General features: G+C 71.0%; 13 protein-coding genes, 1 tRNA gene and 1 pseudogene. 8 read left to right on the top strand and 7 right to left on the bottom strand.

Annotated features, from left to right (window positions below):
- Positions 1–1038 (top strand): annotated as a pseudogene (locus tag H5J26_RS06670) (ATP-binding domain-containing protein); the annotation flags it as partial.
- 148 nt (positions 1039–1186) lie between these two features.
- Here H5J26_RS06670 and H5J26_RS06675 read toward each other — a convergent pair.
- Positions 1187–1858 carry a hypothetical protein gene (locus H5J26_RS06675; RefSeq protein WP_181764782.1) on the bottom strand — a complete coding sequence of 224 codons (672 nt, stop codon included), beginning with the start codon at positions 1856–1858 and terminating at the stop codon, positions 1187–1189.
- A 47-nt stretch (positions 1859–1905) separates the two neighbouring features.
- Between H5J26_RS06675 and H5J26_RS06680 the strand changes: the two genes are divergently transcribed.
- Positions 1906–2094: a DUF5703 family protein gene (locus tag H5J26_RS06680; protein ID WP_181764783.1), complete on the top strand. Its 189-nt coding sequence runs from the start codon at positions 1906–1908 to the stop codon at positions 2092–2094.
- A gap of 84 nt (positions 2095–2178) precedes the next feature.
- Here H5J26_RS06680 and H5J26_RS06685 read toward each other — a convergent pair whose 3' ends face one another.
- The 3 genes from H5J26_RS06685 to H5J26_RS06695 form a co-directional block, all read right to left on the bottom strand.
- Positions 2179–2877 (bottom strand): chaplin, encoded by a 699-nt coding sequence (locus H5J26_RS06685; RefSeq protein WP_181764784.1) that lies wholly within the window; start codon positions 2875–2877, stop codon positions 2179–2181.
- A 170-nt stretch (positions 2878–3047) separates the two neighbouring features.
- On the bottom strand, positions 3048–3278 hold the full coding sequence (locus tag H5J26_RS06690; RefSeq protein ID WP_181764785.1) for a chaplin: 231 nt from the start codon (positions 3276–3278) through the stop codon (positions 3048–3050).
- Positions 3279–3482: 204 nt separating this feature from the next.
- A complete protein-coding gene (locus tag H5J26_RS06695) occupies positions 3483–4817 on the bottom strand; it encodes a M20/M25/M40 family metallo-hydrolase (RefSeq protein WP_181764786.1) in 1335 nt (444 codons plus the stop codon).
- 144 nt (positions 4818–4961) lie between these two features.
- Here H5J26_RS06695 and H5J26_RS06700 point away from each other — a divergent pair.
- Together H5J26_RS06700 and H5J26_RS06705 are read left to right on the top strand one after the other, a co-directional pair.
- A tRNA-Leu gene (locus H5J26_RS06700) sits at positions 4962–5046 on the top strand.
- A gap of 141 nt (positions 5047–5187) precedes the next feature.
- On the top strand, positions 5188–7608 hold the full coding sequence (locus H5J26_RS06705; RefSeq protein ID WP_181764787.1) for a penicillin acylase family protein: 2421 nt from the start codon (positions 5188–5190) through the stop codon (positions 7606–7608).
- Here H5J26_RS06705 and H5J26_RS06710 read toward each other — a convergent pair.
- Positions 7550–8302 carry a lysoplasmalogenase gene (locus tag H5J26_RS06710; RefSeq protein ID WP_181764788.1) on the bottom strand — a complete coding sequence of 251 codons (753 nt, stop codon included), beginning with the start codon at positions 8300–8302 and terminating at the stop codon, positions 7550–7552. The two genes, H5J26_RS06705 and H5J26_RS06710, sit on opposite strands and share 59 nt — an antisense overlap.
- 73 nt (positions 8303–8375) lie before the next feature.
- Positions 8376–9263 carry a type II toxin-antitoxin system PemK/MazF family toxin gene (locus H5J26_RS32210; RefSeq protein ID WP_181764789.1) on the bottom strand — a complete coding sequence of 296 codons (888 nt, stop codon included), beginning with the start codon at positions 9261–9263 and terminating at the stop codon, positions 8376–8378.
- Positions 9264–9405: 142 nt separating this feature from the next.
- Here H5J26_RS32210 and H5J26_RS06720 point away from each other — a divergent pair, with 142 nt between their 5' ends.
- The 4 genes from H5J26_RS06720 (at position 9406) to H5J26_RS06735 (ending at position 11211) form a co-directional block, all read left to right on the top strand.
- Positions 9406–9609, top strand: coding sequence for a hypothetical protein (locus tag H5J26_RS06720; RefSeq protein ID WP_181764790.1), 204 nt, complete (start codon positions 9406–9408; stop codon positions 9607–9609).
- A gap of 148 nt (positions 9610–9757) precedes the next feature.
- Entirely contained in the window at positions 9758–10228 is a 471-nt protein-coding gene (locus H5J26_RS06725) for a VOC family protein (protein WP_181764791.1), read from the top strand.
- Positions 10229–10358: 130 nt separating this feature from the next.
- Entirely contained in the window at positions 10359–10739 is a 381-nt protein-coding gene (locus tag H5J26_RS06730) for a MazG-like family protein (RefSeq protein ID WP_235980447.1), read from the top strand.
- Positions 10740–10800: 61 nt separating this feature from the next.
- On the top strand, positions 10801–11211 hold the full coding sequence (locus H5J26_RS06735) for a RidA family protein (protein ID WP_181764792.1): 411 nt from the start codon (positions 10801–10803) through the stop codon (positions 11209–11211).
- Between the two features lie 63 nt (positions 11212–11274).
- On the opposite strand, the gene H5J26_RS06740 is transcribed toward H5J26_RS06735, so the two are convergent.
- A complete protein-coding gene (locus tag H5J26_RS06740) occupies positions 11275–12780 on the bottom strand; it encodes an MFS transporter (RefSeq protein ID WP_181764793.1) in 1506 nt (501 codons plus the stop codon).
- Positions 12781–12782 lie beyond the last annotated feature (2 nt).

Below are 12782 nucleotides of genomic sequence, written 5' to 3' on the forward strand. Positions count from 1 at the left end.
CCGGAGCACACGCCCGTCGTCACCGTCGCCGGGCTCCTCGAGGGACGCGAGGGCCCCGGCCGGGACGAGGAGGGGGCATGGGCACTCGACCTGCTGGTCCTCTGCGACGCCCCGCAGCTCGACGCCGAGACCGGCGCCGCCGTCGTGGAGTCGCTGCCCGACGGCGCCCGGCTGGTGCTCAGCGGTGATCCTCAACTGCTCGGCTCAGCCGGTCCGGGGCAGGTCTTCGCGGACGTGATCTCGTCCGGCGCCTGTCCCCGCGTCGCCTCGCGTACGCCGGACCCCGGCCCCATCGGCGAGCTCGTCTCCGGCATCGGGATCGGCGAGCTGAGCCAGGTCGAGGCGCCCGGCAAGGAGGTCGTCATCGTCCCCGTCCGGGATGCTCCGGAGGCCGTGCACCGCACCGTTCAGCTCGTCGCCGACTCGGTCCCGCGCGCGCTGGGCGTGCCTGCAGGCGACACCCAGGTCATCACGCCGGGGCACGGCGGAGCGGCGGGCACGCGAGCGCTCAACGCCGCCTTGAAGGAACGGCTCCACCCCGGGCCCGGCCGGTTCGGCGGCTTCGACCCGGGCGACCGGGTGGTCCATGCGCCCGCCCCGGGCAGGAGCGTGCCGGCGGTGGTCGTCTCCGCCGACGACGAGGGTCTGCGGCTGGAGTACACCGGCAGCGGGGAGAGCGTGGTCGTGGCGCGTGAGCGCGTCGCCGGGGCCGTCCGGCACGGATGGGCGGTCACGGCGCATCAGGCGGTGGGCATGCGCTGGCCCGCCGCGGTGGTCGTGCTCCCCGGGGACGCCACGGGAGCGCTGACGCGCGAGTGGATCTACACGGCCTTCGGGCGCGGAGAGCGGCACCTCTCGGTCGTCCACGGCGTGGAGGACGCGCTGCCGCGCGCGGTGGCGTCGGTGACCTCTCCCGAACGCACCACTCGGCTGCGCACGCTGCTGACGCAGTCCGCCCGGGCTGCTTCAGCGGCCGCGGCGGAGCCGGCTCAAGGGCAGGAGCAGAGCGCGGAGCAGGAGCAGAGCGCGGGGCACTGACGGCGGGCGGAGCACCTGCGGAACCGCGGGCAGGAGGGCCTCACAAGCGTCCCGACGCCACGAGAGGTCCGCCGCCGCGCCACGGCCTGCCGTTAGGCCCGCGATCCGTGAGGGCCGGACGGGCCGGTCCTCACGGTCAGCCGCATGGTCAGTCGTCGTCGTCCAGTTCCAGGTCGCCTTCGTCGAAGACGGAGCTGACGTCGAACCGGCAGATCACCCGCTCGGGGTCGGCCTGCTCGAACGGAGCCGTCAACCACTCCCCCGGCTCACTCGGCTCGTCGGCCGCCGCCACCCACAGTGTGGAGTCGCCTTCGTCCAGCCCGAATTCCTTGTGGCGGGTGGCGATCTCATCGGCCTCGTACTCTCCGAAGAGGACGCCCAGCGCGGCGTGCACGCTACTGCCGGCCGACGTCCCTGCCGCAGAGTCCTCGTCCGTGGAGTCGGGGTCGAGATCGGTGACGCGCTGTGCCTGGGCCAGGAGCCGCTGCGGCTCGACGACGGTGTAGTCGCGCCGGATCAGGACGGTCAGAGCACTGGGCACCTCGGGACCCGTGTAGGCGGGCATGGAATCGCCGCCCGGGATCTCGAACGGAGTGACCTCGTCGTACTTTTCGTAGAGCAGCTCGTCGTACGCCTCCCCGGCAGCCGCGAGCTCGTCGAACGCCGCGTAGACAGCTGTGTCGGAGGCGCCGTCCTCGTCGTCTTTCCCGGCGCCTTCCGCTCGTCGCTCGACCGCCTCCAGGTGCCGGTCCAGCGCGGCTTTCACCGCATCGGCGGCGGCGCGTACGTCGGCAGCCGTGGGCTGCGCAGCATCAGACATAGTGCAGACGCTATCCGCATCCGTCCTCTGCCCGCACAATAGATGAGATGCCGGAATACGAATTTCGCGATGTGTACGTCCCTCGCGGGGTCACCCGCAAGGCGGCGACCCGACTGTTGACCGAGCATGCCGAGTACGGGCACTGGGAGTTGGCCCGCACACGGCTCTACCCCGACGGCAGCCGCAGGGTGCGGCTGCGCCGCCGGATCATCCGCCAGCTAAGCGCGACCTGGTGAACCTCAGGGCTCACGGCTGACAACGCGACGGAGCGGGCCCCACATGAGTGGTGCCCGCTCCGCCGCCTGTCCTGCTGTCCTGAGTCAGCGACGCGCGACCCGCCCACGGCGGTAGAGGACGAAGCCGCCGATCAGCAGCCCCGCGCTCAGCGGCGCGGCGATGCCGATGGTGTCCGCACCGGTGTGCGCCAGCTCGCCGGTGGTCTCCGGGTTGGAAGCCGCCTCCACGTCCGTCGCCTCGGGGGCCTGCTCGGCGTCCGGGGTGATGTCCGACCCCTCGTCCGCCGGGGGCTGCCCGGGGTTGTCGGGGGTGTTCGGCTCATCCGGGGTGTTGGGCTCGTCCGGGGTGTCCGGTGTGTTCGGCACCTCGGCGTCACCGCAGGCGTCACCGCCGGCGGGGCTGAGCTCGGTGACGGCGCTGACGCCGTTCCCGCACACGTTCACCGGGACGTTGACCGGGGCCTGGATGTTGTTGCCGGAACCGACGGAGCTGGAGCCGTCATCCGAGCTGCTGCCCGAGGACCCGCTGCCGCTGGTGCTCGACTCGGAGCCGCCACAGGCGCTTCCCGAGGCCGAGTTGAGTGCTCCGATGACGCTCACCGTGTTGCCGCACACGTTGATGGGAGCGTTGATCGGCGCCTGCACGTTGTTGCCCGAGAGAAGCCCCGAGCCCGAAGCCGTCCCCTGGGTCGACTCCGCGTACGCCGTACCGCCCGAGAGCGCCGCGAGCACACCGCTCGCCGCGGCCACGGTGATCAGGCCTTTTCTTGTGACCTGTCGCATGGTTCTGATTCCCCTGCCTTGCTATCTGCCAGTTGGTGTTACAAGGGCACACAAGGGAGGGCGTGGAGTTGTTCGCGCGCCCTCCCCTGGAAAGGCCAGGCCGCCGTGAAGGTGCGAAAGCACGCTCAGGCCGCCCGGACTTCACTTCCTCACGCGATGAGGATTCAGTTTCACCTGCCGGGGCACGCACTGCCGCCGGCCGAGTTCATGAACCCGAGCGCGGAGACGGTGTTCCCGCAGACGTTGACCGGAATGTTGACGGGCGCCTGCACGCTGTTGCCGGAGACCAGCCCGCCACCTGAGGCGGTGCCCTGAACTCCCTGCTGAGCGACGGCCATGCCCGCACCGGCGAACACGAGACCGCCAGCGGCAACCGCAACCGCGGCAACCTTCTTGATCATGAATTCCTCCTCGTTGGCATGCAGTTCAAGCTTCGAACCGCATCTCCTGTAACGAAGATGGAGGAATCCGGGTACGAGCCGACGCGGGCATTCACTCTTTCCGGGGGCGGACGCACAAGAGGCCGAATTCATTCCCTCGACCGTACGAACGGGCGGCAGGCCGGGAGGACGGCCTGCCGCTCAACGCCCGTACCGGGGTTCAATTCAGCACTGGTCGAGGAACCGGTCCAGCACTCGCGCACCGAACTTCAGCCCGTCCACGGGCACTCGCTCGTCCACACCGTGGAACATGCCGGCGAAGTCGAGCTCGGGCGGCAGCTTCAGGGGTGCGAAGCCGAAGCAGCGAATGCCCAGGGCGTCGAAGGACTTGGCGTCCGTACCGCCGGAGAGCATGTACGGCACCGCCCGCGCGGCCGGGTCCTCCGCCTTCAGGGAGGTCTGCATGGCGTCGACGAGGGCGCCGTCGAAACTCGTCTCCAGAGCGATGTCCGCGTGCACGTCCTCGCGCTGGACGCGGGGCCCCAGCACCCGGTCCAGATCGGCGAGGAACTCCTCCTCGTGTCCGGGCAGGAACCGGCCGTCGACGTGGGCGGTGGCCTGGCCGGGAATGACGTTGACCTTGTAGCCGGCGCCCAACTGGGTCGGGGCGGCGGTGTTCTGGAGGGTCGCCCCGATGATCTTCGCGATGCCGCCGAGCTTGGCGAGCGTCTCCTCCATGTCCTCGGGGTCGAGCTCCGTGCCGAGTGCGTCGGAGAGCTCGTCGAGGAAGGAACGCACGGTCTTGGTCACCCGGACCGGGAACTTGTGACGGCCCAAGCGCCCGACGGCCTCGCACAGTTCGGTGATGGCGTTGTCCGTGTTGGTCATCGAGCCGTGGCCCGCGGTGCCGTCCACGGTGAGCCGCATCCAGTGCATGCCCTTCTGGGCCGTCTCGACGAGGTACAGCCGCAGGTTCTCGTTGACCGTGAAGGAGAATCCGCCCACCTCGCCGATGGCCTCCGTCACGCCCTCGAAGAGGTCGCGGTGGTTCTCGACGAGGTGCTTCGCCCCGTACACACCGCCGGCCTCCTCGTCGGCGAGGAAGGCGAGGACCACGTCTCGGGGCGGCTTGCGGCCGCTGCGCAGCCGGTCCCGTACGACGGCGAGGGTCATGGCGTCCATGTCCTTCATGTCGACGGCGCCGCGCCCCCAGACACAGCCGTCGGCGATCTCGCCGGAGAAGGGATCGTGAGTCCAGTCCGCGGCGTTGGCGGGCACCACGTCCGTGTGCCCGTGGATCAGCAGCGCCGGACGCGAACGGTCCTCCCCCGCGATGCGGGCGACGGTCGAGGCCCTGCCGGGCGAGGACTCGAAGATCTCCGGTTCCAGGCCGACCTCGGCGAGCTTCTCCGCGACGTACTCCGCTGCGGCACGTTCGCCGGGGCCCTCGTTGTTGCCGTAGTTGCTGGTGTCGATGCGGATGAGATCGCGGCAGAGGTCGACGACCTCACTCTCGGCGCTCACACCTTTACCGACCGGTTCAGGGCTCGGCTGGTTCACACTGCCTCCTCGTGTCACGGGTCCACTCCCATACTCCCGCTTCCCGGGCAGGCCCCCAAGGGCAGGGACCGGCGGGGTGATCTGGGGGGTCGCATCCAGTGTTAAAGTTGGCCTGCCGCACGCCGATGGCGGGCGGTGCACCATGTCGGGGTGGCGGAATGGCAGACGCGCTAGCTTGAGGTGCTAGTGCCCTTTACAGGGCGTGGGGGTTCAAGTCCCCCTCCCGACACCGATACGGAGCCTGCGGGCATCGTGCGAATGCCGGCCGAGAAGTCTTCGGCCGGCATTTCTGTTTCGCGGGGGCGGACGAGACGCCCCGCCCGGCCGGCAAGCGCGGTCAGGGCGGGCAGCGGAAAGGGGCCCGAGGCACATGCGGGACGAGCAGGAACCACGGACCGTCTTCGATGTGCCGGGGCTCTCCGCGCCCGTGGAGGTCCTGATCGACCGGTGGGGCGTGCCGCATCTGTACGCCTCCTCCCGCCGGGACCTCTTCCTCGCCCAGGGGTTCAACGCCGCCCGCGACCGGCTCTTCCAGATCGATCTGTGGCGCCGCCGCGGACTGGGCCTGCTCTCCGAGGTCTTCGGCCGCGCGTACCTCGAACACGACCGCGCCGCACGGCTGTTCCTCTACCGCGGCGACATGAAGGAGGAGTGGCGGGCCTACGGGCCCGGCACCGAGGAGAGGACGAAGGCGTTCACCGACGGTGTCAACGCCTTCGTGACGCTGTGCCGCCGGGAACGCTCGCTGCTGCCGCCGGAGTTCGCCCTTCTCGGCTACGAGCCGTCCCTCTGGGACGCCGCCGACGTCGCACGCATCCGCAGTCACGGGCTCTACTACAACCTCAACGAGGAGGTCTCCCGGGCTCTGACCCTGCGCGACTTCGGCGCCGAGGTGGAGGACCTGCGGCGGGTGCGCGAGCCCGGCCCGCACCGCATCCGGGTGCCCGACGGCCTGGACCTGACCGTCATCCCCGACGACGTGCTCCGCGTGTACCGGCTGGCGACCGTGCCTCCGTGGGCGGCGCCGTCACCGGGCGGGCTGCCCGCCCCTTCCCGTACGGGCCTCGACGGGAGCAACAACTGGGTGATCGGCGGCTCCCGTACGGCCACGGGACGACCGCTGCTGGCCAACGACCCCCACCGGGCGGTCACTCTGCCCTCACTGCGGTATCTCTCGCACCTCTCCGCGCCCGGTCTCGACGTCATCGGCGCGGGCGAGCCCGCGCTGCCCGGCATCTCCATAGGGCACAACGGGAAGATCGCCTTCGGGCTGACGATCTTCCCGATCGACCAGGAGGACCTGTACGTCTACCGCACCGACCCGGCGGACCGGACCCGCTACCGGTCCGGCGAGGGCTGGGAGTCCATGGTCAGGGTCGAGGAGACCGTCCCCGTCGCGGGCGGCGAGGACGCCGAGGTCGAGCTGTGGTTCACGCGGCACGGCCCAGTGATCCGCGAACACCCCGACAGGGACGCGGCGTTCGCGGTGCGGGCGGCCTGGCTGGAGCCCGGCATGGCCCCGTACCTGGGCAGCATGGACTACATGGGCGCCCAGGACGCCGACGAGTTCACCGCCGCGATGCGACGCTGGGGCGCTCCCGGTGAGAACCAGGTGTACGCCGCCGCAGACGGCACCATCGGATGGTCCCCCGCAGGACGCGTCCCGATCCGCCGCGGCTGGGACGGGACGCTGCCCGTACCCGGCGACGGCCGCTACGAATGGGAGGGCCACCTCGACGCGGAGGAACTCCCCTCCGAACGCGACCCGCGGCAGGGCTGGTTCGCCACGGCCAACGAGATGAACCTCCCGCCTTCCCATTACGACGGCACCGATTCGAAGCCGCCGGTCACCTACGACTGGTACGCGCCCTACAGGCACCGGCGCATCGCCGAGGTGCTTCACAGCGGTGACGAGTGGACCGTGGCGGACTGCGTACGGCTGCAGACCGACCACGTCAGCCTGCCCGCCCGAAGCATCCTGACGGTGCTGTCCGGGTTGGACTCGGAGGACCGGCGGCTCGCCGACGCCCTTGAAATGCTGCGGAGTTGGGACGCGAAGCTGTCTCCCGACTCGGGCGCGGGAGCCCTCTTCGAGATCTGGTTCCGCCGGCATCTGCGTCCCGCCCTGCTGCGCGCTGCCCTCTCGCGGCTGGTGCCCGCGGATCAGGTCGGACGTGCGCTCGCCCGCGTCCTGCCCGCTGAGGACGCCGCAGCCGATCCACGCGTCGATCTGCAACTGCTGCTGGAGCCGGGCGACCGTCTCGGCCCCGATCCGTCCGGCACGCTGCGCGAAATCCTGCTCGGCACCCTCGCCGACGCCGTCCGCGAGACGGAGGGGCTGCTCGGCGAGGACCCGGGCGAGTGGCGCTGGGGAACGCTGCACCGCAGCCTGCTGCGGCATCCCCTCACGGGGCTGGGGCTCCTGGGCGAGCGCGGCAAGGGAGAGCCGGAGTGGGCCACGGTGGGGCCGGCGCCACGCGGCGGCAGCGGCGACACCGTCGGCGCCGCCGCCTACACCTCCGACTTCCGCCAGAGCGGCGGCGCCACCTTCCGCCTCGTGGTCGACGTCGGCGACTGGGACAGGTCCGTGGCCATGAACTCCCCCGGCCAGTCCGGAAATCCCTCAAGCCCGCACCACCACGACCTGTTCAGCCGGTGGGCGGACGACGAGGCCTTCCCTCTTCTCTACAGCCGTGCGGCGGTCGAGGAGCACACGGCGCGGCGGCTGCTCCTCAGGCCGTCTCCGGAGCAGGAGCCCCGGCCTGGGAGCGGTCCAGCCAGCCGGTCGTGATGAGGTACTGGCCGAAGATGTAGCCGGCCATGATCAGCAGCTCCTGCGAGGGGACCTTCCTGCCCGCGGCCTGAAGGCCGATCAGCAAGTCCGAGCCGAGGAACGCGGCAGCGCCCGCGCCGACCCTGCCGCCCACTCCCAGCGCCGTCGCGCCCATCACCGTCAGCGCGAGGCTGTAGCCGGCGACCGGCAGCCTCAGGTTCTTCTCCAGCGACGGCGCCAGCACGGCGTTCACCGCGGCCCAGCCCGCCAGGCAGCCGACCGCGGGCCACGGCTTGCGGCGTATGGAGCGCAGGGCGCCGAGCCGGGCGTATCCCGCGGTGTAGCTGACCTGGGTGCCGAGGAAGGCGGCCATGCCCAGAAGAAAAGCCGGCTCGTGCTCGTCGAAGAGCAGGGCGCTGTCTCCGGCGGTCGCGAACGCGAGACCGGTGACGAGCGCACCGGGAGCGGGAGTTCGCGTGTCGGGGCGGCGGCGCAGGGCGTACGAGGCCAGGGCGGGCATCAGCAGCGGCTTGGCCGCCCGGCGAAGCCCCCGTGCCCGGCCGTCCCGCACAGCCGCCAGGTCGGCGGCGGCGAGTGCGCCGAAGGCCACGAGCGCACCGCGGCCGTGCCCGTCGGGCCGGGTGAGACGCGCTGCGGCGGCCTTCGCCGCCGAGAGGAACGTGTGTCTGGGAGACCGCCCGGTGATCGTCATGCCGGGAAGTCTGTCCGGCAGGTTACCGACGGGTCAACAGCACCCGGGCGCGGGCCAGGTGGGCGAAGCGCCGCTACCGCCTGCGACCGGGGCCCGCCGTCCGGCGCGACAGTCCGTGATGGCGGACGACGCCGTCCCACAGGGACTGCGGATCGCACACGCCGAGCGGGCGGTAGACCTCTTCCCTCGGGATCGTGCACGGCCGGTCGTACTGGAGCCAGCTGCCCTCCTGACGGTTCATCGTCCGCCAGCCCTTGGTGCCGATCTCGCCGTAGTGCGCCGGCAGCCCGCTCTTGTCGCGGCTGGTGATCTTCAGGGCGCGGATCTGCGACGCGTCCGCCTCGATGACCAGGCAGGGGCGCCGCTTCCCGCCCGGCCCGTCCTCGTACGGATACCAGGCCTCCCACACCTGTCCGGGCAGAGGGCTCGAGCCCGGGCGGGGGAAGGGCGGCAGCTCCGCATGCGGCGCCCGGGGCGTGCGCACACGGGTGGACGACGCCGTGGAGGGTCCGCGGGACGGCCGGTGCGTGGGGCGGCGGAGCGGCAGCGGACGCCTGAGGCCCAGTAGGAGGCAGGGCAGCAGGGGCGTGACGGTGGAGACGAGCACGCCGGCACCGGCGGGTGTGTCCGTGATCGGGACGGCGCCCGCGGGTGCGGAAGCGGCGAGCAGGCCGCCGAGCACGTTGAGCGCGACCAGGAGCGCGGCGACGGCGGGCAGCGAGCCGCGGAAAGCGGGGAAGATCCGGCGGCTGCGGGCGTCCGTCAGCCACAGCAGCAGGCTCAGACCGCCGATGGCGACGAGCAGGACCAGGGCCCAGCCGCCCGCGCCGAGGTCCGCCCCGCCGCCGGTCGGTACGGAAGCGCGCAGCGTCCCGTGCAGGAGCCAGGCGGGGAGGGCGCACCACACCCACACCAGGAAGAGCAGGGGGACCGCGAGCGTGCGGCGGAGCCCGGAACGCACTCCCACCCGGCACCCCCATGATCGTCCGCTCCGGAACGCGCCCAGTTTATGGGGTGCGCTTCACGAAGATCCGTCCGCACCGGCCAACGCTGACCCGCTCCTCTGGGATGCGCTCAGGGGCGCGGAGTAGCAGTCTTGATGCATGACACCTCCGATAGTCGTGCATCCGCTCGCGGCAGAGGGCGGCCGCCGGGTCACGGCGCACGCAGAACGACTCGGGGTGGCCTTCCGCCCGGAGGACGTGACCGAGTTCCTGCGGCACGCGGGCCTGAGCGAGGACGAGATCCAGCTCGACGACCCGAACCTGATCGAGTGGCGTGGCGGCGGACCCGACGTGTGGAAGTGACGTGCGGCAGTGAGGAGCCGCACGGCTGCTGAACTTCCGCACGGTCCACACGCACCAAATGGCGGCCGCAAGCGATGAGTCAGGGCCGTCCGGCCGGTCAATCCCGGCACAGGCACAAGGGGAACGACGGCCAAGGAGGACGGCGCACATGCCCAAGATCACGACCAACCTGTGGTTCGACACCCAGGCCGAGGACGCGGTGAACCACTACACCTCGATCTTCCCCGACTCGCGTGTGATCGACATCCAGCGGTACGGCGAGGCGGGGCCACGCGAGGCGGGGATGGTCATGACGGTGGCCTTCGAACTGGCGGGGCAGCGTTTCATCGCGCTCAACGGCGGCCCCGAGTTCAACTTCACCGAAGCGGTGTCGATGTACGTGGACTGCGCGGACCAGGCCGAGGTGGACATGTACTGGGCCAAGCTCGGCGAGGGCGGCGAGGAAGGCCCCTGCGGCTGGCTCAAGGACAAGTACGGGCTGTCGTGGCAGATCATCCCCAGGGCCCTGACCGAACTCCTCAAGGACCCCGACCCGGTCAAGTCCCAGAAGGTCATGCAGGCCATGCTGGGGATGTCGAAGATCGACGTGAAGGCCTTGGAGGACGCCCACGAGCAGTGAGCGGGACGCGTGCCGGAACGGGCCGGCGCCGGTCCGGGCCGAGCGTGGACCCGTGGGGTGCGGGACGAGTCGGCTCGTCCCGCACCCTTATGCTGCGCGGTGCCCGACCCTGCTTCGAAGGGACCGACCGATGACGCCTGAGCAGTGGGCCACGATCCGGCGTCTGGTGGAGTGGCTGGACACCGCCAACGGCGTCGGCGAGCAGGAGACGGCGATGCGGCTGATGAAGCTGGCCGAGGAATCCGGCGAGGTGATGCAGGCCTACATCGGCACCAGAGGCCAGAATCCGCGCAAGGGCCACACCCACACCTCCTCGGACGTGGCCGCCGAACTGTGCGACGTCATCCTCACGGCTGCGGTGGCACTGCACCGGTTCACCGACGACCCGGCGGCCGCCCTGGACGAGAAGATCCGCCAGGTCGCGCTGCGCTCACTGCCGCCGGAGCCACTCCCGCCGGGGAACGGCCACCCGCCCGGCGACGGCCAGGCCGCCTGCGGCACGGCCTCGTAACCGGCACGGCCGGGGCGGAAATCCGGTGCGGGGCGGCCCGTCGCCCGTCAGACTGACGGCCATGAGCGCCAAGATCACCCGCCTCAATCCCGACAGGTTGCACGAGACGCCCGGCTACCACCACATCACCGTGGTCGAGGCCGGCCGCACCGCCTATCTGGCAGGGCAGTGCCCTCTCGGAAGCGACGGCGTCCTCGTCGGACCCGGCTCGCTGGACGTCCAGATCGACCAGGTCGCGGCCAACGCCCTGACCGCGCTGAGCGCCGTGGACGCCCTGCCGGAGCACGTCGTCCGCTCGGTGATCTACGTGCGTACCGATGAGACCCCCATCCTGGGCGGCGCCTGGCAGCGCTTCACCAGCTCGGTCATCGGCCCGGCGTTCACGACCGCCAGCACGCTTCTCGGGGTGTCACAGCTGGGGTTCAGCGGACAGCTCGTCGAGGTGGACCTCACCGTGGCGCTGCCCGGCTGACCGGTACGGGCCGGGCCGGGCCCTGGATCGGACCCGGCCCGTACGCGGACCGCGACGGCAGGTTCAGGGCCTGGGCTCCGGAGTCCCGCCCTGCGGCTCGGGAACCGCCTCAGCGATGTGGCCCGTCAGCACGGGTTCCGCCTTTGCGGGCGGTAGCGGCGCGGCACCGTCGGAGGGGGCCGGGTCTTCGACCAGTGCGCCCTCGGTCTCGGGGGGCAGCGACTTCTGCGCGCGTCCCATCGCGAACAGGAGGACCACCATGATGATCGGGCACAGGGCGAAGCTGGTGAACGCACCGCCCGTACCCAGGCCGGCGTCCAGCAGGACTCCGCCGAGCCAGGGGCCGATCATCGCGCCGACCTTGGCGACGGACGACGCCCATGCCGCACCGTTGGCACGTATGGGCGTGGGATAGAAGGTGCCGGCGATGCTGGTGATGCCTCCATGGCCGCCGTTGACGAACATCTTCGCGGAGATGACGACGCACACGTAGAGCGCGGGACCGGGCGATCCGAGACCCAGCGTCAACATGGCCACGGTGGCCATCAGCGGCATCCACAGGATGCTCCCGACGCCCTTGCGGTCCACGAACCGGCTGATGGCGAGCTGGGCGGCGGCGCCGGCGACGCTCGCGGCCGCCGCGATGAGCGCCGCCGAGCTGACGCTGAAGCCCATCCGCTCATTGATCATCGGCGTCCAGAACACCATGAAGTAGATCAGCGCCGAGGAGCACAGGTAGATCACCCAAAGGAGCGGCGTGATACGGGCGAGCGAGCCGCGGAAGAGGGTGGCGGGCGTGAACTTGCCGGCGGTGAGCGCCGGTTGGGGGTCGCCCGGCACGAAGTGCGTGCCGGGGGCGACGGTGTATCCCGGCCAGAGCTTGGAGAGCGTCGCCACGATGCGCTTGTCGTCGCCCGGACGGCCGCGCTGGGCAAGGAACTTCACGGACTCGGGAAGGTAGATCAGCACCGGGACGAGCGCCAGCAGCGAGCACACGCCGCCCGCGACGAAGACCGACTTCCAGCCGTAGTCGGGCACGAGCAGGTTCGAGATGGGGCCGCCCGCCGCTCCGCCGAGCGTGTAGCCGACCATGATCACCGAGATCGCGGTGACGCGGACCCGCTTGGGCGCGTACTCGGCTGCCAGCGCCCACGAGAGGGGGAGCACCCCGCCGAGGAAGAAGCCCGAGATGAAGCGCAGCAGGATCAGGTGCCCGTAGGTCTCCGCGAGCGCGAAGGCGAGCATGAAGACGCCGAAGCCCACGACGCACGCCACGATCGAGGGTTTCCGCCCGATGCGGTCACCCAGGAAGCCCATGCACAGACCGCCGACGAGCGTGCCGAACAGCCCCACGGTGCCCAGCGTGCCCAGTTGGGTGTCGCTGAGGGCGAAGTCGCCTTTGAGGTACGTGGCGGTGAAGGAGAGGATCTGGAAGTCGAAGCCGTCCAGGAAGGTGATCAGACAGCAGACGGCGAACACCCGGTACCAGGCCCTGCGGCCTTGCTGCTTCTCGACCAGCGGTGCCAGTTCGACGACGGGTGGTGACTCGGCGGACGGTGTGGATGACATGG

The organism is Streptomyces albidus (ex Kaewkla and Franco 2022) (assembly GCF_013870515.1).
Lineage (GTDB): Bacteria > Actinomycetota > Actinomycetes > Streptomycetales > Streptomycetaceae > Streptomyces > Streptomyces albidus.